The sequence below is a fragment of the Pseudomonas sp. GWSMS-1 genome (assembly GCF_049847425.1).
Lineage (GTDB): Bacteria > Pseudomonadota > Gammaproteobacteria > Pseudomonadales > Pseudomonadaceae > Aquipseudomonas.
The window spans coordinates 156554-182002 of record NZ_JBMHHV010000005.1 but is presented as its reverse complement, the minus strand read 5'-3'; the positions used below and the strand labels follow the sequence as shown (position 1 = coordinate 182002).

The window sequence follows — 25449 nt, the reverse complement described above, 5'->3', positions numbered from 1 at the left end:
CCTCCCGTAGGGTGGATGACGCTTCACCCATCCACCGTTAACCGTGGTGGATGAAAACAGCGTCATCCACCACACCCAGCCCATCCCCATCGATCCCGTAGCCCGGATGCAATCCGGGGCATGAGTTAGACGGCGCGAAAACCTTTCCCGGATTACATCCGGGCTACCAGGCAACATCATTTACCCTCCGCGAACAAGGTATCCAACGCATCGAGCAAGCCATCCGCCGGGCGCGAGAAGTACACCCCGGCGCTCGGCATGCCGCGCAGAAACAGGTAGTAGGCACCGCCCAGTTGCTCGTTGTGGAAGTCGTCCAGGCGCTGACGCAGAAAGCGTCGTAGCGCCACCAGGTAGATCAGGTATTGCAGGTAGTAATGCTCGGCGGCCAGGGCTTGTAGCAGACGGTCGCCGCCGTAGTAGCTGGCGTCCGGACCGAGCCAGTTGGACTTGTAGTCGGCGATGTACCAGCGCCCGTCGTGCTCGAAGGTCAGGTCGATAAAGCCTTTGAGAAAGCCCTTGAGGCTGTCGAATTCCAAACGCGCTGCCGCCTCACGCATCGCCGTCGGCAGACCGTGGGCGGGATCGCTGAGGATCGCCCGCAGGCGATGCATATCCAGCCCGGCGACCGGGAAGGTAAAGCCCAGCTCGGGCAGGCGGCGCACAGGGTTTAGCCCGCTCAGGGTCAGGCCCTGGCCATCGAGGTCGCAGTCGACCACCTGTTGCAGTTGTTCCAGCGCTACCGCGTTCCACTCATTGCTGATGCCATGACCGCTCAGGCCCGGTTCAATCAGCTCCGCCAGCGCGGCTTTACCGCGCGCCCAGTCTTCCAAAATGGCGTGCAGACAGGTGCCGGCCCGTGCGCCACGGGGGAAGGCGAAAAAACCGCTACCCGGTTCGCTGGCATCGGGCATCACCAAACCGTCGCGATCCGGCGCCTCCATGTGCATGCCGGCGGCTAAACCGGAGAAGCTGCCGACACGCCAAGCGCTGTGCAAGCTGCGTTGCAACGTGGAGAGCTGCTGCGGAGCCTGCGCACGCTGTTCACCGGCGGCGCTGGCTTCGGCGTGACGCAGCGGCTGCAGGCTCATATGGCCGTGGCTGCTGCTAACCAGTTGCGCAACTTCCGCACGCAGCCCTTGCGGGCTAAGGCTTTGCAAGTGCCCAGCAAGCTCGGCGAGGGCATCTTCACCCGGCAATTGCCGGCCGTGCAGCAGCCAGGCCAGGGCGCTGCTGTGCAGGCCGCTGTCGCCGAGGGTGCCGTCTTTTCGCGGTTTGCAGTCCACCGGCCCCCAATGCAGCCACAGGCGGTCACGGGCGCGGGTCAGGGCCACGTAGGTCAGGCGCAGTTTCTCGGCGAAGCGCTCATGGCGGGCCCGCTCGCGGTGCACGTCGAGCTGTTCGCTGCCGAGGTCGAGCAACGGCGTGCCGTCGTCGGCGTGGCAGCTGATGTCTTCATGCTGACGCAGCAACGCGCCGTCCCACAGGTAAGGGCAGAACACCAACGGGTATTCCAAACCCTTGGAGGTGTGGATGGTAACGATCTGCACCCGCTCGGCATCGCTTTCCAGACGCAACAGAGCGTCCTCGCCATGGGCTTCGGCGCTGCGCTGGGCGTTAAACCACGTAAGCAATTGCTCCAGCCCCGGGCGTTGCAGGCTCTCGGTTTGCAGCAACTCGGCCAGGTGCAGCAGGTTGGTCAACCGTCGCTCACCATCGACTAAGGCCAGCAGCCGTTGGGCGACTTTTTGCTCATCCAGCCAGGCGCGGAAGGCGCGCATAAAGCCCTGCTGCTGCCAGAGCTGGTGATAGCGCTCGGCCGCTTCGCGTTCAGCGTCCCAGGCCTGGGCATCCTCGGTGCAGGCGGCCAGATCGGCGGCGCTGCGGCCAAGCAAACGGCTGGCAAGGGCATAGCGCAACGCACCTTCGCGGCCCGGCTCGGCGTAAGCGGCGAGCAAGGCGCTGAGTTCATCCGCCTCTTCGCTGTGCCAGACGTTCTCTTTACCGCGCCGCACGCTGGGCACGCCACGGGCAGACAGTTCTGCGGCCACTTCGCCCGCCTGACGATGGCTGGCGACCAGCACGGCAATATCGCCACCCTTGATCGGCGTGCGCGTGTCGCCTTGGGCAAAGTACGCCTCGCCGTGACTGCTGGCGGCCAGCACGGCAGCGATGCGCCGCGCCGTATCGGTGGCGACCAGCGCGCCCGCCTGGCCCTTGCCCAAGTGCTCGTCATCCAGCCAGACCAACGCCAGCGGCGCGTCCTGCTCGCTTTCAATCGGCGGCAACACCAGCTGCGCGCGCGCCTTGTCGCTGGCCCCGACCTGCTGATAATCCAGGCCAGGCTCGGCGAACGGCATGGGTCGGTCGAACAGTTGATTAAGTGAGGCAATCAGCTCAGGCGTGGAACGGTGATTGGTGGTCAGGCTGTATTGGCGCGCCGCCTCGCTGCGCGCTTGCAGGTAGGTCGCTAGATCCGCGCCGCGAAACGCATAAATCGCTTGCTTCGGGTCACCGACAAAACACAGGTCGCCGGCGTCCTGATAAATGCGATGAAACACCCGGTACTGCACCGGGTCGGTGTCCTGAAATTCGTCGATCAGCGCCACCGGGTATTGCGTGCGCAGGGTGCTCGCCAAGTGCTCGCCGCCCTCGCCCTGCAGCGCTTGTTGCAGCTTGTTGAGCAGGTCGTCGAAGGCCAACAGACGCTGCGCCGCCTTGCGCGCCGGCAGTTGCTCATTGAGCTGAGCGATCAGGCGGACTTGCAGGTCGATCAGCCGTTGTTCGGCTTCTGGCTGAGCAGTATCCAGGGCATCACACAGCTCTTGCAGCGCAGCGGCTAGCGGGTTGGCCGGCGCGTCGCAGCCCTTTTTGCTGGCCTTGTTCAGCCCTTCACGGGCCAGGCGGCGGTGTGCTTCGGTTTTGCTGAACAGCGCGGCAGCGTCGCTGAAGTAGCCATCCAACTCGGCCTGCCAAACGCCCAGCTTGGCCGGGTTGCACATATTGCTTTTGAAGCCGTCGAAGGCTTTCAGCTGCTCCAGCCAACCCGCGCTTTCGCCCTGCCAAAGACGCTGCGCCTGTTGCCAGGCAGCGCGCAGGGCAGCCATGTCGCTGTGCGTGCCCGGCTGCGGCTCGATGCGCAGATAGGGTTTACCCAGATGATTACGCAGGCGCTGACGCAGGCTTTGCGGGGTGATCTTTTGCTGCACCAGAAACGCCGCCCATTCTGGCTCGGCCGCTGCCAGCTCATGCCGCCAGAGGTCGGCGAGCAGCGCGTCGATAATCTCGCGGTCGTCGTGGGTCAGCTCGTTGTCGAAGTCGCCACCGGCCTCGAACGCCGCGTCCTGCAAGGCGCGCTGGCAAAAACCGTGGATGGTGAAGATCGCCGCTTCGTCAAAACCATGCACCGCCAGCAGCAACCGGCGATGACTGGCAGCGTCCGGGTACTGCGCATGCAGCGCGTTAAGCAGCGCGTCATCGCCAGGGCCGTTGTCATACACCGCCAGCAGTTCGGCCAGGCGTTTGCGGATGCGCTCGCGCAGCTCGGCGGTGGCGGCAGTAGTAAAGGTCACCACCAGAATCTGGCTAACGCTGAGCTGCTTTTCCAGCAACAGGCGGGCGTACAGCGATGTCAGGGTCCAGGTCTTGCCGGTGCCGGCGCTGGCCTCAATCAGCGAGCGGCCGCTGAAGCTGTCGTCCAATAGGTTTAACGCTGCGCCACTCATGCCTCGTCCTCGTCACTGCCTTGCAGGGCGTCCAGCGCCGGGCCATAGAGCTGTTCGGCGAGCGCTTCAAAGCGTTCATCCAGCGGCTCGCGATCGCGGAAGGCCAGGGCATTCCAGGGGTCTTGGCCTTCGCCGGTCATATAGTCATTGCCTTGCCACATCACCCGCGCCTCGCTGCGAGCGGCGTCAATCGGCTCTTTGCGCCCGGGTTTGCGCCATTTGCTGGCAAAGCCATAGCTGCACTTGGCCAACAACGGCAGCGGTTCGCACAGCGCGCTTTTGTAGGCTTCGAGCCAGGGCTCCAGCAGTTGCAGAGGAGCCGCCAGCGGCCCCAGTCGCCATTCGCGTTTTGGCGATAGCAGACGGCTCTCGCGGCTGATGCCGGGCGTCGCGGCGCAATTTAGCAACAGGTGGCGCAGCCAGAACGGGGCCAGCTCCCACGCGCCGAGGTCGCGCAGGCGGTAATCGAATAAGCCCTCACTGGTCACCCCATCCAGCCAGCCATGAATGCGCACGCCGGCCAGCTCGATATCCACTAGCAGCGGTTGCGCGGCATCCTCCGGGCGCTCGTCGAATAGGGTTGGCGCAAAGGCGCGGATCGGCCCGCGAATCTGCCCCCAATGCGCCTGGCCCAACTCGCCCACCGGCAACCAACCGGACGCAGCCGCCACGACACGCTCCTCGCGCTCACTCCAGCCTCGCTCGACGGCCTGCAAGGCCAACTGGCGCAAGCCATGTTGGCTGGTCCACTCGACGCTGAACGGCTCGTCACCGGCCAGGGTTTCTTCTGTCTGCGCCAGGCGCAGGCCGAGGCGCTGTTCCAACAGGTAGCGCGCCGGGTGTTTGAAGCAATGGATCAGTTGGCACGGCTCAATGCTCAGCGCCGCACCGCCCAGCCCGTCTTGATCGGGGGCCGCCAATACACTGGCAAACGGCGCGGCACTTTCCACCGCCTGGCTTAGGCGCTGCGCCGCGTGGAACCAAGGCGCGGCAAAACCGGCGTGGCGGTCGCCGGCAAAGTTACCAGGAGCGAAGGGTTGCAGCGGATGCTGGTGGGTGATGCGGGCGCTGGCCGGACCGCTGGCAGCGACGGCGGTGAGGTCGACCACATCGAGCAACTCGCTGACCAGCACCGAGGGCGGCAGCTCGGCATTGCTGCGCGGGTCGCGGCCCACATAGCTGAGGTACAGGCCGCCACGGGCCGAAAGCAGGGTTTCCAGCAATAGATAACGGTCATCTAAACGCCGCGCACGGTCGCCACGGCGGGGCTTCTGCCCAATCAGGTCGAAGCCGGCAGCGGGTGTACGGCGTGGCAGCGCACCGTCGTCCAAACCCAGCAGGCAGACCAAGCGGAATGGCAGGCTGCGCATCGGCACCATGGTGCAGAAGGTCACCGCGCCGGTAAGAAAGCCCGACGCCGCACTGCCCTGCTCCAACGCCGCCGTTAGCTGCTGACGAATCAGCGCCAGCTCAATCGGCCGCTCAACGCCGGAGGCCGTGGCCTGCTCTTGCAACGCGGCGCAGGCCTTGGACAGCAGCAACAAGGTGTCGCCGGCTTCACGCTCATCAAACAGTTGGTCGATTAGCACTTGCAGCGACTCGGCCCATTCGCCCAAGGCCCGTGGCCGTTGCAGGCTCTGCGCCAGCGCGGCCAAACGCTCTACAAACCCAGCCAAGCGCCCGAGCAATTGCCCGCGAGCGCCTTCCAGAGCATCCAGCGGCCAGCTGCTGCCGAGCAAGGGCGCCGCCAATCCGGCGAGCTGCGGCGGTGCGGCAAAGCCCAGCAGCAGGCGATCCAGCCCTTGTCGCCAGGTAAACGCAGCATCAGCCGGCAAGCCCAGTTGCTCGCGGTGCGCGTCATCGCGGCCCCAGCGGATACCCGCCTCACGCAACCAGTCGCGCAGCAAACTGAGGTTTTCGGCTTCGATCCCGGCACGGCGGGCGACGGCGGGCTGCTCAAGCAGGGTGAGCACCTCTTCGGCGGTAAAGCGGCTGTCTGGCAGCGCCAGCAAGCTGAGGAAGGCTTCAATCAGCGGGATTTCCGCGCGCAGGCTGCGGTCGGCCAGGCTGAACGGCACGCGCGGCACGCCTTCACGTGGGGCAAACACGGCTTCGATATAGGGCGCATACCGCTCGATATCCGGGGTCAGCACCACCACTTGATCAGGCGTTAGTTCGGGGTCGGCGGCAAAGCGGGCGAGCAGTTGGTCATGCAGAATTTCCACTTCGCGCAGCGGCGAGTGAGCGATGTGCAGCTCCAACGAACGGTCGTCGTCGCGCAGCTGCAGGCGCTCATCTGGTTGGCGGGTATGCAGACGCAGGATGTCGTTCTGCAGCGCTTGCAGCAGGCTGACGTCGTGCAGGTCGGCGTCCTCGGAGTACAGGCCGACTTCCTGACTGCCTTCACTGGAGGCCAGGCTAAATAGGCTGTCGAAGAAGTCGCGGCCTTGCTTGCCCAGGCTGGCCAATAAGGGATGGCCGACATCCAGATACCAGTCATCCGGGCTCAGCTCTTGATTAGCCGCTGTGCTTTGCGGTTGCCGCGCCAGCTCACGGATATCGCGAATTTCTCCCCAGGCCTCGCGGCAGGGATTGAGGGCGAAGATCACCACTTCAGTGTGCCGCGCCAAACCTTCCAGTACGCGCATGTGGTGCGGCGGCAAGCTGCTGATACCGAACACCAGCACGCGCTCGGGCAGGCCGTTGATCGGTGCGGCGTCGTACAGGCGGGCCAGCAAGTCTTCGAGCAGGCGCGCCCGGTGTGGATGACCGTCCTTGGTCAGCTCGCGCCAGAGCAGCGCTTGCCAGGCTTCATCCGGACCGAGATCGAGCAGTTCGTTGCGTTCCCAGGCGGCCAGCCAGTCGTCGCGATACAGAAGGTATTGGTCGAATACGTCGGCTATCTTGACGGCAAGTGACAGCCTCCGGCGTTCATCGCCGCCATCCAGGTAATGCGCCAAACGTGGCGCTTGCGCCAGCTGCTCGGGCTCGCACAGCCAGTCATACAGTCGCCAGCTCAGGCTGCTGGGGCTGAACGCCGATTGCTCCGGCAGCTGGCCCAGGCACAGACGCGACATATCCCAAACAAACTTGGCCGGCAGCTGCACTTCCAGCTGCATGGCGATGCCTTGCTTGCGCGCCAACTCCAGCGTCAGCCAGCGGCCCATGCCCTGGCTCGGCACCACGACCAAGGCCGGGGCAAACGGATCGCGCATCGGCGTGGCCAACAACGTTGTGGCCAGTGCACCAAGGGTTTCAAGGTCGGGGGCGTGGTAAAGGCTGAGCATCGGGTAACCGGCAGGCTGTCGAGGGCGCTAGGTTAGCAGCTCATTCGCCGCCTCGGCAGGTATCCGCATGGCACGGCCGTACTTGATCCAGATCAATAGTTTTACCCATGCCTGAGACTAAAGTGCCATCACTTATGAGTATCTCAGCCCCCACGCACCGGATCATCTGTACAGACGCTTCGCTGAGTGGGCCACTGCGTGAGTGGCTGGATAATCAGGCGGCTGCAGGAGAGGTCATCTGCAGCCCTGAGGACTGCAGCAAAGCGCCCCTGTGTCGCTGGCTCGACCAAGCACCGCTAGGCCCAGAAGGCCGCGCGCACAGCGCCTTGCTCGATGCAGTGGAAACACTGATACGTACCCGTCATGCCTTTAAATCCCGTGAGCTGGCCGAATTACGCAGGCGCCTGGAGCGACTGCTCGATGAATTGTCAGACGATGAGGAATAAGGTAGAAATATTCACCCAGTAGGTTCCGCCACAGCGGGGACCGGCTTTGCCGGGCAGGACACAGGGCCTGCAAGACGAAGCGCCGAAGCGCCATGTTCATCACGAACGTGGTGCTCGGCGCTTTTTTTATACCTGAGGAAAACAACAACAGGGAAGGAACATGGGCTCAGCTACTGCACTCGACGAGCTGATAAGGCGAATGGGGCTCAACCGTCAGGAGATTCAGCAACGCTGCAACCTGCTGAATTGGCAGAGCAGTGACGCCGCCTGCCTGAATGCCGCTGCCGATAACATGAACACCGCCCAACAGACGTTTACTGATCGCCTTTACCAACACTTAGAGGGCTTTCCTGGGGCGGCTGGGGTGATCAGCGACCCCGCCACCCAGCAGCGCCTCAAACACAGCCAGCAGGCCTATTACCAACGGCTGTGGCGCGGCCCATACAACGCCGATTACGTAGACAGCCGTCTGCGTATTGGGCTGATCCACCAGATGGCCGGGATCGAACTCAAATGGTACTTGGCCGGTTACCGGCTGTACCTCGATGAGATACTTGCCCAGCTGTTTGATGCGCACCCCAATCAAGCGCTATTCGCCAGCCTGCTCAAGGCCGTGTTTTTCGACATGACCCTGGCCATCGACACTTACAGCGCCGCGCAACGCAAGGCCCTGGAGGACAGCGAAGCGCGTTTTGCCCGGGCCTTGCGCGGGGCCAACGACGGCATCTGGGACTGGCACCTGGGGCACGACCGTCTGTATGTCTCAACCCGCTGGGCGGCCATGCTCGGCCTTGATCACGACAGCCTCGGCGAAAGCAGCGCCAGCTGGTTTAACCGCGTTCATCCGGACGACCTGCCCGCTCTACGCCAAGCCATCGAAGCCCATTGCAGTGGCAGGAACGCGCAACTGAATCACGAGTACCGTATGCGCAGTAGCACGGGCGACTACCTCTGGGTGCAGGCCCGTGGTGTGGTCGAGACAGATGCCAGCGGTCAGCAACGGATGGCCGGCTCACAAAGCGACATCAGCGCACGCAAGGCCATCGAAGAACAGCTGCAGCATGCCGCCCGCCATGATCCATTGACTGGATTAGGTAATCGCCTGCGTCTCGATGAACTGCTGCCGCAAGCCCTGCAGCAGCTGAGCCACAGCGGTGCACGGGAGGCCGCCCTGCTGTTTATTGACCTGGATCGTTTCAAGCTGATCAACGACAGCCTTGGGCATCACTGCGGCGATCAGGTGCTGATCGAGATCAGCCGCCGCCTCTCCCAATGCCTGCGCCCTGGCGATCACCTGTGTCGGTTTGGTGGTGATGAGTTCGTCGTTCTGCTCACCGATCTGGCCTGCGCCGAGGATGCCGAGCAGGTCGCCCAGCGTATGCTCGACAGCCTGCACCTGCCATTACACCTGGCCGGACAAACCCTGGTGGTCAGCGCCAGCATCGGCATCACGGCCTTGCAGCCCAGTGATGCCTCGCAGGATGCCTTGCAGGCCGCCGACCTCGCCTTGTATCAGGCCAAACAGGCCGGCAAGGCGCAATACGCCCGTTTCAGCGAGGAGCTACAGGTCAGTGCGCACTACCAGTTGGAGCTGGAAAGTGCGCTGGGCCAGGCGCTGGAGCGCGACGAGTTTGTGCTGCACTACCAACCCATCCTACGCGTAGAAGAACAGGGTACGCGCTTCGTCGGAGTCGAGGCTTTGCTACGCTGGCAGCGCGGCAACACCCTGGTCCCACCGCTGGAGTTTATTACCTCGCTGGAAGACTCGGGGGAGATTATCCGCGTCGGCGACTGGGTGCTCAGCCAGGCCTGCCGCCAGGTGCGCACCTGGCAACTGGCCGGGCAACCCCACCTGCATTGTGCGGTGAACCTCTCCAGCCGCCAGTTGCTCCAGGAAAACTTTGTCGAGCGGCTCAGTGAAATCCTCCGCGACAGTGGCTTGGCCGCCAGCGACCTGATCCTGGAGATCACCGAAAGTCAGTTACTGGAAGACAGCACCGCCACCCTGATTACCCTACGCGCCCTGGCCACTCTCGGTGTGCGGCTGGCGCTGGATGACTTCGGTACCGGTTACTCCTCCCTCGGTTACCTCAAGCGCTTCCCGCTGCACATTCTTAAAGTCGATAGAAGCTTCATCAGTGGCGCCTCACAGAATGCCGAATTAACAGCGATCAGCCGGGCGATTATCGGCCTTGGTCAGAGCCTGGGTTTAGAGGTGGTGGCCGAGGGGGTTGAACGCGCGGAACACCTGGACTTTCTGCGCGTACAAGGCTGCCACATGGCCCAGGGCTACTGGTTTAGCCGCCCCCTATCAGCTACCGAGCTATACAAGCAGTTCATCGATGCCCCTGATGAACCGTGCCCCAGACGTACCTCCCGCGCATCACTTGAAGAGCCGACAGAACAATGAAAATAAATCTGCCCGTCAGCCAGCGTGAAATTGATGTCCCCGCCAATGCCAACATCCTCTCCACCACCGATCTAAAAGGTGCGGTCAGTTACATCAACCCTGACTTCATCGCCATCAGTGGCTTTAACGAAGAAGACCTATACGGCCATAACCACAATCTGGTGCGTCACCCCGACATGCCGCCAGCGGCGTTCGGGGACCTCTGGCAAACCCTGAAAGCAGGAAAGGCCTGGATGGGTCTGGTGAAAAACCGCTGTAAAAATGGCGACCATTACTGGGTGAGCGCCTATGCCACGCCCGTGGTGCGTAACGGCCAGACGGTGGAATACCAGTCGGTGCGCACCCGCACGACACCGGAGCGCATTGCCCGTGCCGACGCGCTGTACGCCCAGCTCAATGCCGGCGAAAAGCCTGCGCAACTGCGTGCGCCACGCCTGACACTGGACAATCGCCTGAGCCTAATACTGGCGCTGCCGGTGCTGGGCTGCGCGGTCCTGCTGGGTATCAGCAATAGCCTGCCGTGGCTGGCCGCCATAAGTGCGGGAGTCGGCCTGGCGGGTGTGCTGGCGCTGGGCGTGAAACTGACTCTGCGGCCATTACGGCAGCTGCATCAGGAGGCACAGGCCGTGGCTGACAACCCCCTGAGCCGGTGGGTGTATAGCGGCCGGCGTGACGAATTCGGGCAGATCGCGTTTGCCTTGCACAGCCTCAAAGCAGAGGCCGGCGCGGTGGTCGGGCGCATTGCCGATTCGGCGCGCCAGCTCAGCCAGGAAGCCGGCGAAATGGCCAGCGCCGTGGATTGCAGCAACCAGGCCAGCCTGCAGCAGCAGTCAGAAACCGAGCAGGTGGCCAGCGCCATTGGCCAGATGGCCACCAGCGTGCAAGAAGTGGCGCGCCATGCGCAACTCAGCGCCAGTGCGGCCAGCGCAGCTGATCTGGAAACCAGCAGTGGCTTGCAGTTGGTTGAGCAAACGCGTCAGCAAATCAGTTCATTGGCCGCAGAAGTCTTGCAAGGCCATACGGTGATCCAGCAGCTGGAGCTGCACAGCCAGGACATCAATCAGGTGCTCGATGTGATTCAGAGCATCGCCGAGCAAACCAATCTGCTCGCGCTCAACGCCGCCATCGAGGCCGCGAGGGCTGGTGAGGCCGGGCGTGGTTTCGCGGTGGTCGCCGACGAAGTCCGCGGGCTGGCGCAGCGCACCCAACAATCCACAGCAAAAATCCACAGCATCATCCAGGCCCTGCAACAGGGCACACGTGATGCCGTGGTGATGATGGAACGCAGCCAGGCGCAGGCGCACAGCAGTGTCGAACAGGCCATGCAGGCGAGCCAGGCGCTGGATGGGATCAACCAGCGAGTGGCACAGATCAGTGACATGAGCATTCAGATTGCCGCAGCCGTCGAGGAGCAAAGTGCCGTAGGCGACGATATTCAGCGCAACCTCTGCACCATTCGCGAGGCCAACGAAGTTAGCGTTACCGCCAGCCACCAGAGCCGCAACAGCGCCCAACAATTCGCTGAATTAGCCGAACGCCTGCAATTTCTAGCCGACCAATTCTGGGGGAGTCAGCGCGCCAGCTAAACGCCGGGCGCGGAGCTGCAATCGTAGGTAACGCCAAAGTCGCCAGACACCTCGCTGCAACAGCGCCGGCGGTGGCGCCGCAGCTGGGGTTGCCTGCTCAGTCGTCGATGCGCCCGCACTATCCTGCTCAGCCTCAAGCGAGCGTCTTATCCCGCGCCAGCACTAAACGCCGCGCTGGCGGCGTGACCAACTCGCAGGCGGTCAGTTCTAAGGGGTTTGCAGAGCATCAACCGGAACAGATTAGGCATACCCATCAGCCTCTCGGCATGAGCAAAGTGCTAGGGTACAGGGACAGCCGCAGTCATACCGTGACTGCTCAGGCTTCAGTGCAAACGACGAGACGTAGTGATGAGCCCTACCTTAGAAACCGCCGAACTTGATGTATTCCTTTACTTGCAAGCGCTGCATGAGCGCGGCGGTTCAGATATGTTTTTTAGTGTCGGCGCGCCGGCCCACCTGAAACTCGAAGGCGCCAGCCAGGCATTCGATCAGCGCGTGCTCAAACAAGGCGAAGTGCAGCAGCTGGCCTATCAGCTGATGAGCCAAAAACAGATCATGGAGTTCGAACGTGATCTGGAGATGAACCTGGCGGTCGGCGTGCAGAATGCCGGGCGCTTTCGGGTCAACGTTTATTATCAGCGCGGCCAGGTCGCCATGGTTGTACGCTCAATTAAGAGCAACATCCCTAATTTCGAAGCGCTCGGCCTGCCGCGTCTGCTGGAAAAACTCAGCATGCAGGACCGCGGTTTGATTCTCGTGGTGGGCGCGGCCGGCTCGGGTAAATCAACCACCCTGGCGGCCATGCTGGATTTTCGTAACCGCCATAAAGGCGGGCATATCGTCTGCATTGAAGACCCGATCGAGTTTCTCCACGCGCACCAGCTGTCGATCATCGATCAGCGCGAAATCGGCTTGGATACCCACAGCTTTGCGGATGCGCTGCGTAACGTCCTGCGCGAAGCACCTGACGTGATCATGCTCGGTGAAATTCGCGACGCCGCGACCATGCAGCATGCGCTGCATTACGCCGAAACCGGCCACCTGTGCATCGCCACCTTGCACGCCACCAGCAGCAGCCATGCGATCGAGCGTATTGTGCGGTTTTTCCCCGATGACGCCCGCAAACAGGTGCTGGCCGACCTGGCGCAAAACCTCTTGGCGGTAGTGGGTCAGCGTTTGGTGCCGGGCGTGCAGCAAAAGCGCGTGGCGGCGATCGAAATGCTGCTGGGCACAGCCTATATCCGTGACCTGATCCAGCGCGACCAGCTCAGTGACCTGCGCGAAGCCACCGCCCGCGGGCAAGAACAGGGCCTGCAGACATTCGATCAACACCTCTATCTACTGCTCGAAGCGGGCCGCATCACCCTGGCCGAAGCGCTCAAGTTTGCTGACTCACGCACCGACCTGGGCCTCAAGGTCAAACTGCAGCGCGGCTTCTCTGCCGAAGACAACGAACTCAAGGTGATGCGCGACGCCTGAGCACGCCTGACGCGGCTCAACGAAACGACTAATAGCCCGTACAACGCCGCCATCACGTACTGGGCACATAACAAGCGCCAACAAGGCGCGTAAGAGACGGCCACCATGCTGACGCTGCTCAACCTGCTTTCCGCCATCGCCCTGCTGATCTGGGGCACCCACATCGTCCGCACCGGCATCCTGCGCGTGTATGGCTCGCACCTGCGCAAAGTGCTCAGCCATAACGTCAGCAAACGGCCCATGGCCTTTGCCGCGGGCATTGGCGTGACCGCGCTGGTGCAGAGCAGCAACGCCACCGCGCTGCTGGTCACCTCCTTCGTATCCCAGGGGTTGATGGCGCTGACCCCGGCGCTGGCGATCATGCTCGGCGCGGATGTCGGCACCGCGTTAATGGCGCGGGTGCTGACCTTCGACCTGAGCTGGCTGAGCCCGCTGCTGATCTTCCTCGGAGTGATCTTCTTTCTCTCGCGCAAGCAGACTCGCGCCGGCCAGCTCGGCCGCGTTGGTATTGGCTTGGGCCTGATGCTGCTGGCGCTGGAGCTGATCGTCGCGGCCGCCACACCGATCACTCAGGAACAAGGCATCCGCGTGCTGTTTGCTTCGCTGACCGGCGACCTGCTGCTGGATGCCCTGGTCGGCGCGCTGTTTGCGCTGATCTCCTATTCCAGCCTGGCCGCCGTGCTGCTCACGGCCATGCTCACCGGCGCAGGGCTGATCAGCCTGCCCGTGGCTATCGGCTTGGTAATCGGCGCAAATATCGGCAGCGGCATACTGGCCTTTCTCACCAGCAGCCTGCAGACCCCAGCCGGTCGGCGGGTGGCCCTCGGCAGCCTGCTGTACAAGCTGATCGGCCTGCTACTGGTCATGCCTTTCCTCGACCCCTTGGCCAACTGGCTGGACAGCCTGAACTGGCGCCCCGAGGAAGTGGTGATCGGCTTTCATGTGCTCTATAACAGCCTGCGCTGCCTGCTGATGCTGCCCAGCGTCGGGCTGATGGCGCGCTTCTGCAATTGGCTGCTGCCGGATCGCGTCGAGGAAAACGGCGTGGCCCGCCCACGCCACCTCGACCCCACCGCGCTGTCTACGCCGAGCCTGGCGCTGGCCAATGCTGTGCGCGAAACCCTGCGCATCGGCGACCTGATCGAAACCATGCTCAGCCATTTACTGGAGGTGCTGCAGGGTGGGCAAGTAGCCCTCAGCAAAGAGCTACGCCGCCTCGATGATGATGTGGATGCCCTCTACAGCGCGGTCAAGCTCTACCTTGCCCAGGTATCACGTGACGGCTTGAGCGAGCACGACAGTCGACGCTGGGCGGAAATCATCGAACTGGCGGTCAACCTGGAACAGGCCGGCGACATTATCGAGCGCATGCTCGGCAAGGTGCAGGATCAGAAGACCGCCCAGCGCCACGCCTTTTCCGACAGCGGTCTGGAAGAGCTGGCCAGCCTGCATCGGCAACTAACGGCCAATCTACGCTTGGGCCTTTCGGTATTTCTTTCCGGCGACAAGGAAAGCGCCCGCCAACTGCTACGCGAAAAACGCCGCTTCCGCGCCCAGGAGCGCCGCCTGGCCCACGCGCATGTCGGGCGCCTGCACCACCAAGTGGTGCAAAGCATCGAAACCAGCGGCCTGCACATGGAACTGATCGCCGATATGAAACGCCTCAACTCGTTATTTTGCGCCAGCGCCTATGTGGTGTTGGAGAGTGGTGAGACGGGGGCCCTGCATCACGAAGACAACGGCGCGGAGTAAGGCCGCACGCGCAACACTGCTGCGTCCCCGGTAACGGCGCGCCTTAAGGCAGCATCCCGTCACTCATAGGCTTGCAGCACATCCAGGCTGATAATTTCAGTGGCTTTTTCGTGGCAGGCATCAAGCAACACCGGCGGCGCTACGCCCGCTTCATGCGCCTCCAGCCAGCGGCTGGCGCACAGGCACCATCTGTCACCCGCTTTAAGGCCCGGAAAATCCCACTCAGGCCTGGGCGTAATCAAATCATTACCCTGCGCCAGGCTGAATTGCAGGAAGGCGTCGGTGACGACAGCGCACACCACATGCCGGCCCTTATCTGAGTCGCCGGTGTGACAAAAGCCATCGCGGTAGAAGCCCACACGGCTCTGACCGCAGCATGGCTCCAGCGCCGTGCCCAATACATTTTTGGCTGCTGACTTCATCTCACCCTCTTTCTTAGGTCGTTGCTTCAATAGCCGGTCATTTCGAGGTAGCCGACCGCTGTATGGCTGCCTGTGACATTGACCGGCCCCTCCCAATAGGGAATACCGGTGCCCATCCAGGCATTTGGGTTGAGCGCTTGCGCAGTCACATCGAAATTTTTATGGGCTATCTGCAGCCGCCACTGCGTCGGCAGCGTTCGACCTGCCACTTTACTCTCGGCTAACGGCGTCATGCTGATCGCCGAGGCATCCAGCGGCTCTGCCAGGCCTTCGGGCGTGATCCAGGTGCCCGAATAGAAGTGGCTATCGTCATCGCTGCGCAGGCGGAACAGCATCAGTTTGCTGCCATCGTGCAGGTGCAGGGAAAACCAGTCCCAGCCTTGTTGATCCGCCGCCAGCGGCTGGCTGCTCCATTCTCTATCCAGCCAGGCTTTGCCGCTGACCCGGCGCGTTTCGCCTTGCCATTGCACCTCGCCATCGACCTGGAAAAATGGCTGGCTGTAATACCACGAGGCCTGGCCCCGCTCAGATTTTTGGCTGAAACCACGGTCGCCGTGCAGCACCAGCGGCGTGCTCGTGTGCAGGTTAAGGTCGTAGCTAAAGTTCGCTCCAGCGGCCCGGACCTGCAATGGACTGAGCTGCAATGAATTGACTGGCTGGGCGGCGTCGCCAGCCAGCGACCAGTCATCGATCCATGCTTGGAAAGGCTGCGCACGCACCCCAGCCTGGCCAATACCGCCACGGGCTAAACGGTCGGCGTGTTGATGACCGTCTGCGCGGGTCAGCGCGGCGTGACCGAGCCACACTTGGGCGCTTTGCCAGCCTGCCTCGGCCTCGCTGCTATTTTGTGGCGCCATGGCTTGGCGGAACAGGGTCCACTGCACGCCCCATTGCTCACCGCTCTCGTCGGTCAGGTTGGCGGTGACGTACCACCATTCAATCCGGTATCCGGGGTGCGCAGCGAAATCCGCTGGGAAAGCCAACGGCTCACCGCGCGTCACAGCGCTAAAACCCTGAGCCTCACTGCCCAGGCCGGCAAAACCGGCTGGCGCAGGCGCCTGCGCGCCATCGCAACCCAGCAACACGCTACAGCTGAGCGCTACCAGCCACCTACGCATCATGGGCAAAGCTCCTAAGCAGTCGGGTTGGCCCGGTGCGCAAAATACGCCAGGCAGGGCCGATACTTGCCAGCAACACCGCGAGCAACGCCAGCAGCACCAGGGTCAGCCACTGCCCGGGAAACCAATGCCACGGCAGACGCCAGCCAAAGGCTTGAACGTTGACCACCTCGACCAGACACCAGGCCAGTATCAAGCCCAGCGGGATCGCCAGCAGGCAGGTAAACGCTGCTAGCACCAGCATCTGCGCCACACTCAGCGTAGCCAGCTGAGCGGGCCGCAGGCCCATGGCCCACAGCGGCGCAAGCTGGCTCAGGCGACTGTCGGCCAGCCCCAGCAGGCTGGTAAACAAGGCCACGGCGGCCACTCCGAGGGTGAGGGTGTTGAGCGCGGCGGTGGCGGCAAAGGTCTGCTCGAAAATGGTTTGCGAATAGGCCTTAAGCGCCGCCTGATCGATCACACGACTGTCGCCCAACTCGAAGGCGTCACGCAGCGCCGCCACCAGCGGCGCTGCTCTGTCCGGCTTGGCCAAAATCCCGATACCGCTTACCGGCTGGTCGGGCCAGCGTTGTTGCAGGCCTGCGGCGCTGACCAACAGCTGCCCCTTGGGATTGCCGTAGTCGGCATAGCGCCCGAGTATCCTCAGCGGCCAAGAGCCCGCGGGGGTATCCAGCGTCAGGGTGTCGCCCAGTGACAGCTTCAGGCGAAAGGCCAGTTGCTCGCTGACCAGCGCGCCCTCACCTGCCGCCAGCTGTGGCCAAGGATTGCTGATTGATTCGAGCAACGGCCAGGTTTGCGCATACAGCGGATGATCGATCACACCGCTCACCTGAGTAGGCCAGCCACCGACACGCGTCTCCAACTCCCAGGTCGGCAGCTGCGCGCTGACCTGCGGCTGCTGATCCAACCAGCGACCGATGGCCGACGCCTGCGCTGCATCTTGCGGGCGCACATAGATATCGGCCGCCAACCGCTGATCCAACCAGCCGGTAAAGGTCTGGCGAAAACCCTCGGTCATGCTGCCGACACCAATATTGGCGGCCAACGCCAGCAGCAGCGCCATCAGCGCGATGCCCAGGCCTGAGACCTGCTGTTGGCTGTCCGCCCAGAACCATTGCCGCACTGGGCCTGCGGGGCACATCTGGGCAAGGCGCAACAGCGTTTGCAGGCATAAGGGCAGCAATAAGGCCGCTCCGAGCAGCAGGCAGGCGAGCAAGCCGAAGCCGCTGCGCAGGGAGTCACCCCACACCGCCAGCAACGCTGCCAGCGCAAGCAACATTATGCCAAGCAACGTTTGCAGCCTGATTGCCCGCCCCTGCGCTTCACGCCAGGCTTGTGGTCGAGCCCAGGCCAATACCGGCAGGCGCATGGCCGCTAGCACACTGCTACCGCCGGCTATCAGGGTGCCGAGCAGGCTCATGCCCAGCCCGGTCAGCCACCAGCTGGCATTCAGCGCTAATTGACCGGCCACTTGCGCGCCATACAGGCCGCGCAGGCTGGCGGCGATGTCGCCAATCAGCAACGCGGCCAAGGCAAAACCGCTGAGTACGCCCAGGCTGCCGCCGATCAGGGCCAACACCAGCAACTCTAGCAGTAGCACCGCGAGCAGGGTTTTCAGGCTGACGCCGCAGGCGCGCAGGGTCTGCAACAGGCCACGGCGCTGCTCCATGGCCAACCCTGCGGCAGAGTGGACAATAAACAGCCCGACCACGAAGGCCAGCAGGCCAAGTGCTGTCAGGTTGAGGTGAAAGCTGTCGGTAAGGCGCGCCAGGTCAGCCTCACCGCTCTCTTGCCACACCAATGGCAAGGTGTCCGGCAGCGGCGGACGAGTCGCCGCGAAAGACGACTCAACCAAGAGCTGGCTGACCTTGCCGGGCTGGTCGAGCAAGCGCTGGGCCTGGCTGATGTCCACCAGCAACATACCCGGCGGCAAGCCCGGCACCACGTGCAAAGGCGGCAGGGGTTTACCGTCGACCAAGAGCGGAGTAGCCCCGGGTTCAAGGCCCAAGTCGGCCAGGGTGTCCGCCGCTATCCAGGTCATCCCAGGCGCCAGCATAAAGGCACGCAAGCTGTCCTGATCCTGCACTTCGGTCTCGACTGCGCCGCCAGCCGGCAGGGTCAATGGCTCAATACCGGTGAGCTGTAAACGCTGCACTGCGGTAGCACCCGCCACCTGCACGCTGCCCTGCAACATCGGCGATACCGGCCAACCTGCACGCCTTAGGGTGACGAAGTGCTGTTGCGCGAAAACCTGTCCACCAGGGGCGACCAGCACCGTCTGCGCGCCACCGGCAAACAGCTCGGCGGCGCGGTCATAGCTGTCCCGCGCCTGACTGTTGAGCGCCTGCACGCCGGTCCAAAGCGCGGTCGCTAACCACAGGCCCACCAGCAGGCAGGCGGCCTGAAGTGGATGCCGACGCCAATGGCTGAGCAGCGTGTGCAGCACCCAGCCGGCATGGCGGATCACGCCTCAGCCCCGTGCACGCGGCCGGCCTTGAGCACCATCTGCCGGTCTAACCGAGCCGCCAGGCGGGCGCTGTGGGTGACCATCAGCAAACTCGCACCGGCCTGCTGCACCAGATCGAGCAACAGGGTCATCACCTCGTCCGCCGTGCTTTCATCGAGGTTACCGGTCGGCTCATCAGCCAGAATCAGCGGTGGCCGTACGGCCAGTGCGCGCCCCACAGCAACGCGTTGTTGCTGCCCCCCGAGAGTTGCTCCGGGTAGCGCTGCAACAGTTCACTAAGGCCCAACTGCTGCGCCAACTTGCTCAGCCAAGCTTCATCCTCCCGCCCGGCGAGACGCGCCTGAAACGCCAGGTTATCGACCACGCGCAGCGACGGAATCAGGTTGAACTGCTGAAAGATCACCGCCACGTGGCTGCGCCGAAAGGCTGCGCGGGCCGCTTCATCCAGCCCGGCAAGTGATTGGCCACCTACATGGATGGCGCCACTGTCAGCCTGGTCCAGACCGGCCACCAGGTGCAGCAACGTACTCTTACCGCTGCCAGATTCGCCCATCAGCGCAAGACTCTGCCCAGCCTCGAGGCGCAAACTCACCCCATCCAGCACTGCAAGCTTGCCCTGCGGCCCGCTGTAGGTTTTTTTCAGGTTCTTTACATCTAGCATCTTGAGTGCCTCCCGAGCTGACGTGAACCCGCGCATCAATCAATGGCTGCAGACGAATAATCCACCCTATCAGGCTTTATAAAACAAACGGCTAAAACTACAAAGGCAGCCGAGGCTGCCTTTGTAGGACGAGGTTAGCGCATCACGCGTGCGCTGTGCCTAAGGCGGAACGCCTCCGGCGCTGTAACCAGACCACCAACGCAAACAACAGGAAGCCGGGGATCCACATCAGTTCTTTGGTCATACGCTGAGTAGGCGCACGCACCTTGAGGATTTGCTGGTCGAACTCCAGACCGGCCTCGGCGGCGGGGCTGGCGAAGGTCACGCTGTCGACCAGCACCTTGTCGCCGTCCTCATAGGTCAGCAAGCCGAGCTTCTGTAGACGCTCTTCGCCACTGGCACCCTCAGGCACTGGTAGCAACAGGCTGAACTCGCGCGCATCACCCACGGCATCTTCACCTTTGATGCGCAAACGCAGCTGGCTACCCGCCTCAACATCACCCAGGGCCTGAGCCAGTTGTGCCGGCGGAATGTCGCGGTAAGGGTCGTGCACGATATCCATCCAGAAGCCTGGGCGGAACAGGGTGAAGGCAACCAGCAGCAGCATGACGTTTTCATACCAACGGCTGCGCACCAGGAAGAAGCCCTGGCTGCCTGCGGCGAAGATCAGCATCGCGACGGTGGCGATGATGAAGATCAGCACGCCGTGCCAGAAGTCCACGTCGATCAGCAACAGATCGGTGTTGAAGATAAACAGGAACGGCAAGATCGCCGTGCGCAGGCTGTAGTAGAACGCCGCGATGCCGGTCTTGATCGGGTCACCCTTGGACACCGCCGCCGCGGCAAACGAGGCCAAACCCACCGGCGGCGTCACGTCGGCCATGATGCCGAAGTAGAAAACGAACAAGTGCACGGCAATCAGCGGCACGATCAAGCCATTCTGCTGGCCGAGGGTGACGATCACTGGCACCAGCAGGCTAGACACCACAATGTAGTTGGCGGTAGTCGGCAAGCCCATGCCCAGCACCAGGCTGAAAATGGCGGTGAGCACCAGCATCAGCAGCAGGTTGCCCATCGACAGCAGCTCGACCAGATCGGCCAAGACCAGGCCCACACCGGTTTGCGAGACCGCACCGACGATCATCCCCGCCGCAGCGGTGGCAATGCCTATACCGATCATATTGCGCGCACCGGCAATCAGGCCTTCACGCAGGTCGATCACGCCATCCATAAACGAGCCGTGAGCATGCGTGCCGTCGGTGCGCAGCCAGGTCAGCAGCGGGCGCTGGGTAAGCAGGATGATCACCAGCATCACGCTGCCCCAGAAAGCCGACAGACCGGGGGACAGGCGCTCGATCATCAGGCACCAGACCAACACCACCACCGGCAGCAAAAAGTGCAGACCGGACAGCAGTACGGCGCGCGTTTGCGGCAGTTTGTCGAGCGGCGCGTCCGGGTCTTCGGCAGGCAACACCGGTACGCTGGCGGCAATTTTCAGCAAGCCGAGATAGACCAGCGCCAGCAGCGCGCCGATGCCCGGCAACGCGTAATCACCTAGCGTTGGTTTGAGCCAACCGAGACCGTAGTAAACCGCCAACGACAGGCCACTGATCAAGGCAGCGCCGAAGGCAAAGCCGGTCAGGCGGCGTAACCACGGCTTGGGCTGATGGCCGCCAATGGGCTGCAGGCCGAGCTTGAGCGACTCCAGGTGAACGATATACAGCAGCGCGATGTAGGAAATCGCCGCTGGCAGGAAGGCGTGCTTGATGATCTCGACATAGGGCATGCCGATGTATTCGACCATCAAAAAGGCCGCTGCGCCCATCACCGGCGGCATGATCTGACCGTTGACCGACGAGGCCACTTCCACCGCCCCGGCTTTCTCGGCCGAGAAGCCGGTGCGCTTCATCATCGGGATGGTGAAGGTGCCGGTGGTGACCACGTTGGCAATCGACGAGCCGGAGATCAGCCCGGTCAAGCCGGATGCAACCACGGCCGCCTTGGCCGGGCCGCCACGGAAGTGCCCGAGCATGCTGAAAGCCAGCTGAATAAAGTAATGCCCGGCGCCGGCGCGATCCAGCAGTGCGCCAAACAGGACAAAGAGGAACACGAAGCTGGTGGACACCCCAAGGGCAATGCCAAACACCCCTTCGGTGGTGATCCACTGGTGGTTGGCCAGCGCATTGAGGCTAACCCCACGGTGCGCCAACAGCCCCGGCATATAGGGCCCGGCCAGGCTGTAGATCAGGAACAGCACAGCAATAATCGCCAACGGCGGGCCGAGCACCCGGCGCGTGGCTTCCAGCAGCAATGGTATGCCAATACAGGCCGTCAGCATGTCCGCAGTGGTCAGGCTGCCCGGACGCAAAGCCAGCTGCTGGTAGAAAATAAACAAGTAGGCGGCACTGGAAGCAGCGACCAGGCCTAGCGCGATATCCAGCAGCGGCACGCGATCGCGCGGCGACTTCTTGAACGCCGGGTAGGCGAGGAAGGCCAGCAGCAAGGCAAACGCCAGGTGGATAGAGCGAGTTTCGGTGTCGTTGAACACACCAATGCCGAAGACAAACGGCAGCGGCGAGGCGATCCACAGTTGAAACAGCGACCAGAGCAGGGCCAGGCCGGTGATCACCTGGGCCATGGCCCCCAGCGGGGTGCGCGCACCGACATCCTGGGCGATCAGTTCTTCGGTGGACAGTTGCTTGTCATGCATGGGTCGAACCTGCATTCGAGAGTACGGAAAACGGCAAAACCCGCAGCCTCGCAGCTGCGGGTTTGCTTATGTATAGACGCTAGCCTGTTTCCAGACAGTGAGCCGTCTTAAACCTGCTTTCGATCCTACGAGCTAGACACTGTTGTTAATCCAACAGAACCTGCGCGCAGCAGACCGAAATCAGGTTTTTACAGCCAGCCGCGCTCTTTGTAGTAACGCACTGCACCTTCGTGCAGCGGCGCACTGAGGCCGACTTTGATCATGTCTTCTTCTTTCAGGTCGGCAAACGCAGGGTGCAGACGCTTGAAGCGATCAATGTTGTCGAACACCGACTTAACCAGCTGGTAAACCACTTCCGGGCTGGCCTTGGCCGAGGTCGACAGCACAGCCTTGCCGCCGATCGACGGAGTCGGTGCATCGTTGCCCTTGTACACGCCGCCTGGGATCTCAGCCTTGGTGTAGTAGCTCTTAGCCGCCAGCAGCTTGTCGATTTCCGCGCCGGTCACCGGCACCAGCACCGCGTCGGTGGTGGTGGTGGCTTCCTGGATCGCGCCATTCGGATGGCCAACGAAGTAGGTCATCGCATCGATGTTGTTGTCGCCCAGCGCCGAGGCTTGCTCAGCAGGCTTCAACTCAGCCGCTAGGGAGAACGCCGAACGGTCCCAACCTTTGACCTGCATGATTTCTTCCAGGGTGTCGCGCTGACCGGAACCTGGGTTGCCGATGTTGACGCGCTTGCCTTTGAGGTCATCGAAGCTGGCGATATTGGCGTCACGGCGAGCGAGGATGGTGAACACTTCGCTCTGCAGCGAGAACACCGCGCGGATGTCATCCATCGCGCCTTCTTTCTCGAACGGTGTTACGCCTTTCATGGCCTTGAACTGGTGGTCCGACTGCATGATGCCGAAGTTGAATTCGCCACTGCGGATACCGTTAACGTTGGCCACGCCGCCGCCACTGGCTGGGGCGTTGCACTTGATACCGTGGTCAGCTGCGCCACGGTTAAGGAAACGGCAGATAGATTGACCAGCCACGTAATAAACGCCGGTTTGACCGCCGGTGCCAATGGTCACGAATTGTTCTTCGGCCTGTACGGCGCTGCTCAGGGTAATACCCGCGAGTGCAGCTGACAGGGCCCATGCCAGGGATTTACCTTTCATGGGAGTTCTCCTTTTCTGTTTATTTTGGACCCGCACGCCCCTTTTGAGTGCGCCCGGAAGGACAAGAGTCTAACCGCTCAGGCGCAGGTTGCACGACGTAATAGCGAACAACGCTGGTAACCAGGTATTTATTACCCCGCGCACCGGGCGTCTTAACGCTACCGCCAAGCCACGGCTTTGGGCAGAATCAGGCCATGCTCAAACACTCGCTCGACTCACCACACACCTCGGTTAGCGCCAGCATCACCCTTGCGGTGCTGCATGCCGCCAGCCGCCTGGGCATTGATCGCAGCCAATTGATGAGTGCATGCGCGCTCAGCGACAGCCAGCTCAGTGACCCCGATGCCCGCGTGCCCTTCGCCACCCAGGAACAGCTGTGGCAACACCTCAGCCGCATCGAACATGCCGAACCCGGCCTAGCCCTGGGTTGCAACCTCGCACCAGGCCCGTTCAGCGTGCTCGGTTATCTGCTGCAAAGCAGCCCCACATTAGGTGATGCGCTGGCCGCTGGCCGCCGCTATCAGCGCCTGGTGGGCGAAGGCGGCGAAGTGCAATTGCACGAACAGGGCGATGAACTGCAACTGCTCTACCGCCCACTGCACCCCGAGCTACCTGCTACCCGTACCCGCGTCTTGGCGCTGATGGCCTGCTGGGTGCAGATGCTGCATCCGTTGCTGGATAACTGGCAGCTGCTGCGTGCGCAGTTCGCCCACGCGCAACCGCCGGCGCTCGACAGCTACACCGCAATTTTCGCCTGCCCGTTGCAGTTTGCCGCCAGTGATTACGGCATCGTATTGCCACGCAGCCTCGCCAGCGCGCCGCTGATCCAGGCCAACCCGCCGTTGCAAAACCTATTGCGCCAGCATGCCGAAGCCCTGCTCGCACGCCTACCCAGCGAAGGGCTAAGCGCCCGTGTGGTGGCCTTACTGGGCGAACAACTGGCGCGGGGCGAACCGGACCGCAGCGAACTGGCGCGCCATCTACACCTGAGCGAACGCACCCTGCAGCGGCGCCTGGCCGAGGAAGGCTGCCACTACCAACAATTGCTCAGCGACACCCGCCGACAACTGGCCGAACAACACCTGAGCAGTGGCGACTTACCCGCCGCAGAAATTGCCCTGCTGCTGGGCTACTCGGAACCCAGCGTGTTCTTCCGCGCCTTTCGTCAATGGACAGGGTTAACGCCGGGCGAATATCGCGCTCGGCAGAAAGCGCTCTAGCGCCTCAAAGCCCCTGCGCCTGCAAGAACGCCAGAAAAGCCTCGCGCGAGCTGTAGCGGGGGCTAAAGCCGAAGTCCTGTTTAAGCCGGCGATTGCTCAGCACTGGGCGATAGCGCAGAAAATCCACCTGCTCCGGGCCGTATGGGCTTAAGCCGAGGGGGTTTAGCACGCGTAACGCGGCGCGAATCAACCAGGCCGGCAGAGCGCGATACGGTTTACCGAGCAGTTCGGCGATTTCCTTCAGTGACAGCGCGCCGTCGCCGGCCAGGTTGAAGATGCCGGCGCTCTGCTGGCGCAGACCGCGGCAGAAGATGTCCACCACATCTTGATCCCAGATGAACACGAAGCGGCTGTCGCTGCCGCGGATGCCCAGTACTGCGGACTTCTTGAACAGCTCGGTAATCTGATTGTTCACCCGTTTACCCAAAATGGTGCCGGGGCGCAGCACCAGCTGCTTGAGTTGCGGGTGCTGCACCCTTGCCTCAGCCAGCAGCAGCTCTACTTCGCGCTTGTGCTTGGCATAGGCAAAGTGGGCGTGTCCGCGCAGCGGTTGGTCTTCGTCCAGCCACTCGGCATTTTGCGGGTCATAGCCATAGGCGGCGCCGGAGCTGGTGACGATCAACTGTTCGACGCCATGGGCCGCCGCCGCGCGGATCAGCGCCTGGGTGCCGCCGACATCAATGGCATGCAAGTGCGCCTCGCTCATACCGGGCGGCGGGGTGACCACCGAAGCCAGGTGCACGATCGCTTGCGGCTTCCAGGTGGCCACACAGTGTTCCACGGCGGCCGGCTGGCTGATATCGAGCAGCACCGGCTCGATATTCAGCTTCATGCCCGCGCGGTTCTGCGGGCGGATATCGGCGGCAATCAGTGTCCACTGCGGGTGCTGAATAGCCAGTTGGTTAAGCAGCTGCTGGCCGATATAGCCGGCTGCACCTGTGATCAAAACGCGCATTACCCTCTCCATACGCAGCGCGGCCCGAGGGCGCGAAGGCTGCGTTTCTACCGA

14 protein-coding genes and 2 pseudogenes are annotated in these 25449 nt (G+C 62.7%); 7 read left to right on the top strand and 9 right to left on the bottom strand.

Features of this window, described 5'->3' with window-relative positions:
* Window positions 1–176 precede the first annotated feature (176 nt).
* Complete coding sequence (gene recB / locus ACEPAJ_RS04150; RefSeq protein WP_425913723.1) at window positions 177–3722, bottom strand: exodeoxyribonuclease V subunit beta; 3546 nt, start codon at window positions 3720–3722, stop codon at window positions 177–179.
* Window positions 3719–7009: an exodeoxyribonuclease V subunit gamma gene (gene recC, locus ACEPAJ_RS04145; protein WP_425913722.1), complete on the bottom strand. Its 3291-nt coding sequence runs from the start codon at window positions 7007–7009 to the stop codon at window positions 3719–3721. The genes recB and recC overlap by 4 nt, the downstream gene beginning before the upstream one ends.
* A gap of 134 nt (window positions 7010–7143) precedes the next feature.
* On the opposite strand from recC, the gene ACEPAJ_RS04140 reads away from it, so the two are divergent.
* From ACEPAJ_RS04140 to ACEPAJ_RS04115, 6 genes and pseudogenes are all read left to right on the top strand, one after another.
* The gene (locus ACEPAJ_RS04140; protein ID WP_425913721.1) at window positions 7144–7455 is read left to right on the top strand and encodes a hypothetical protein; all 312 of its coding nucleotides are present in this window, start codon (window positions 7144–7146) and stop codon (window positions 7453–7455) included.
* Between the two features lie 160 nt (window positions 7456–7615).
* Window positions 7616–9865 (top strand): EAL domain-containing protein, encoded by a 2250-nt coding sequence (locus ACEPAJ_RS04135; RefSeq protein WP_425913720.1) that lies wholly within the window; start codon window positions 7616–7618, stop codon window positions 9863–9865.
* Window positions 9862–10560: pseudogene (locus ACEPAJ_RS04130) on the top strand (PAS domain-containing protein); the annotation flags it as partial. The gene ACEPAJ_RS04135 and the pseudogene ACEPAJ_RS04130, both read left to right, overlap by 4 nt.
* An 87-nt stretch (window positions 10561–10647) precedes the next feature.
* Window positions 10648–11451: a methyl-accepting chemotaxis protein gene (locus ACEPAJ_RS04125; protein ID WP_425917930.1), complete on the top strand. Its 804-nt coding sequence runs from the start codon at window positions 10648–10650 to the stop codon at window positions 11449–11451.
* Between the two features lie 348 nt (window positions 11452–11799).
* Window positions 11800–12930 (top strand): PilT/PilU family type 4a pilus ATPase, encoded by a 1131-nt coding sequence (locus tag ACEPAJ_RS04120; RefSeq protein ID WP_425913718.1) that lies wholly within the window; start codon window positions 11800–11802, stop codon window positions 12928–12930.
* Between the two features lie 105 nt (window positions 12931–13035).
* Window positions 13036–14682, top strand: coding sequence for a Na/Pi cotransporter family protein (locus ACEPAJ_RS04115; protein ID WP_425913716.1), 1647 nt, complete (start codon window positions 13036–13038; stop codon window positions 14680–14682).
* Window positions 14683–14741: 59 nt separating this feature from the next.
* On the opposite strand, the gene ACEPAJ_RS04110 is transcribed toward ACEPAJ_RS04115, so the two are convergent.
* The 6 genes and pseudogenes from ACEPAJ_RS04110 to ACEPAJ_RS04085 form a co-directional block, all read right to left on the bottom strand.
* Window positions 14742–15104 (bottom strand): DUF2237 family protein, encoded by a 363-nt coding sequence (locus ACEPAJ_RS04110; protein ID WP_425913715.1) that lies wholly within the window; start codon window positions 15102–15104, stop codon window positions 14742–14744.
* 26 nt (window positions 15105–15130) lie between these two features.
* Complete coding sequence (locus ACEPAJ_RS04105) at window positions 15131–16225, bottom strand: lipocalin-like domain-containing protein (protein WP_425913713.1); 1095 nt, start codon at window positions 16223–16225, stop codon at window positions 15131–15133.
* The gene (locus ACEPAJ_RS04100) at window positions 16215–18686 is read right to left on the bottom strand and encodes an FtsX-like permease family protein (RefSeq protein ID WP_425917928.1); all 2472 of its coding nucleotides are present in this window, start codon (window positions 18684–18686) and stop codon (window positions 16215–16217) included. Before ACEPAJ_RS04100 ends, ACEPAJ_RS04105 begins: the two co-directional genes overlap by 11 nt.
* Window positions 18686–19350 (bottom strand): annotated as a pseudogene (locus ACEPAJ_RS04095) (ABC transporter ATP-binding protein). The gene ACEPAJ_RS04100 and the pseudogene ACEPAJ_RS04095 overlap by 1 nt, the downstream one beginning before the upstream one ends.
* Window positions 19351–19492: 142 nt before the next feature.
* Window positions 19493–22060 carry a TRAP transporter permease gene (locus tag ACEPAJ_RS04090; protein ID WP_425913711.1) on the bottom strand — a complete coding sequence of 856 codons (2568 nt, stop codon included), beginning with the start codon at window positions 22058–22060 and terminating at the stop codon, window positions 19493–19495.
* Window positions 22061–22248: 188 nt separating this feature from the next.
* A complete protein-coding gene (locus ACEPAJ_RS04085; protein WP_425913710.1) occupies window positions 22249–23220 on the bottom strand; it encodes a TAXI family TRAP transporter solute-binding subunit in 972 nt (323 codons plus the stop codon).
* Between the two features lie 194 nt (window positions 23221–23414).
* Between ACEPAJ_RS04085 and ACEPAJ_RS04080 the strand changes: the two genes are divergently transcribed.
* The gene (locus ACEPAJ_RS04080; RefSeq protein ID WP_425913708.1) at window positions 23415–24440 is read left to right on the top strand and encodes an AraC family transcriptional regulator; all 1026 of its coding nucleotides are present in this window, start codon (window positions 23415–23417) and stop codon (window positions 24438–24440) included.
* Between the two features lie 4 nt (window positions 24441–24444).
* Here ACEPAJ_RS04080 and ACEPAJ_RS04075 read toward each other — a convergent pair whose 3' ends face one another.
* Window positions 24445–25395, bottom strand: coding sequence for an SDR family oxidoreductase (locus ACEPAJ_RS04075; RefSeq protein ID WP_425913706.1), 951 nt, complete (start codon window positions 25393–25395; stop codon window positions 24445–24447).
* Window positions 25396–25449: the final 54 nt, after the last annotated feature.

Bases quoted from the DNA above. Each gene is read 5' to 3' on its own strand.
- ACEPAJ_RS04080 (WP_425913708.1), top strand. From the start codon at position 23,415: ATGCTCAAACACTCGCTCGACTCACCACACACCTCGGTTAGCGCCAGC.
- ACEPAJ_RS04110 (WP_425913715.1), bottom strand. From the start codon at position 15,104: ATGAAGTCAGCAGCCAAAAATGTATTGGGCACGGCGCTGGAGCCATGC.
- ACEPAJ_RS04120 (WP_425913718.1), top strand. From the start codon at position 11,800: ATGAGCCCTACCTTAGAAACCGCCGAACTTGATGTATTCCTTTACTTG.
- recC (WP_425913722.1), bottom strand. From the start codon at position 7,009: ATGCTCAGCCTTTACCACGCCCCCGACCTTGAAACCCTTGGTGCACTG.
- ACEPAJ_RS04140 (WP_425913721.1), top strand. From the start codon at position 7,144: ATGAGTATCTCAGCCCCCACGCACCGGATCATCTGTACAGACGCTTCG.
- ACEPAJ_RS04090 (WP_425913711.1), bottom strand. From the start codon at position 22,060: ATGCATGACAAGCAACTGTCCACCGAAGAACTGATCGCCCAGGATGTC.
- ACEPAJ_RS04135 (WP_425913720.1), top strand. From the start codon at position 7,616: ATGGGCTCAGCTACTGCACTCGACGAGCTGATAAGGCGAATGGGGCTC.
- ACEPAJ_RS04125 (WP_425917930.1), top strand. From the start codon at position 10,648: ATGGCCAGCGCCGTGGATTGCAGCAACCAGGCCAGCCTGCAGCAGCAG.
- ACEPAJ_RS04085 (WP_425913710.1), bottom strand. From the start codon at position 23,220: ATGAAAGGTAAATCCCTGGCATGGGCCCTGTCAGCTGCACTCGCGGGT.
- ACEPAJ_RS04075 (WP_425913706.1), bottom strand. From the start codon at position 25,395: ATGCGCGTTTTGATCACAGGTGCAGCCGGCTATATCGGCCAGCAGCTG.
- ACEPAJ_RS04115 (WP_425913716.1), top strand. From the start codon at position 13,036: ATGCTGACGCTGCTCAACCTGCTTTCCGCCATCGCCCTGCTGATCTGG.
- ACEPAJ_RS04105 (WP_425913713.1), bottom strand. From the start codon at position 16,225: ATGATGCGTAGGTGGCTGGTAGCGCTCAGCTGTAGCGTGTTGCTGGGT.
- recB (WP_425913723.1), bottom strand. From the start codon at position 3,722: ATGAGTGGCGCAGCGTTAAACCTATTGGACGACAGCTTCAGCGGCCGC.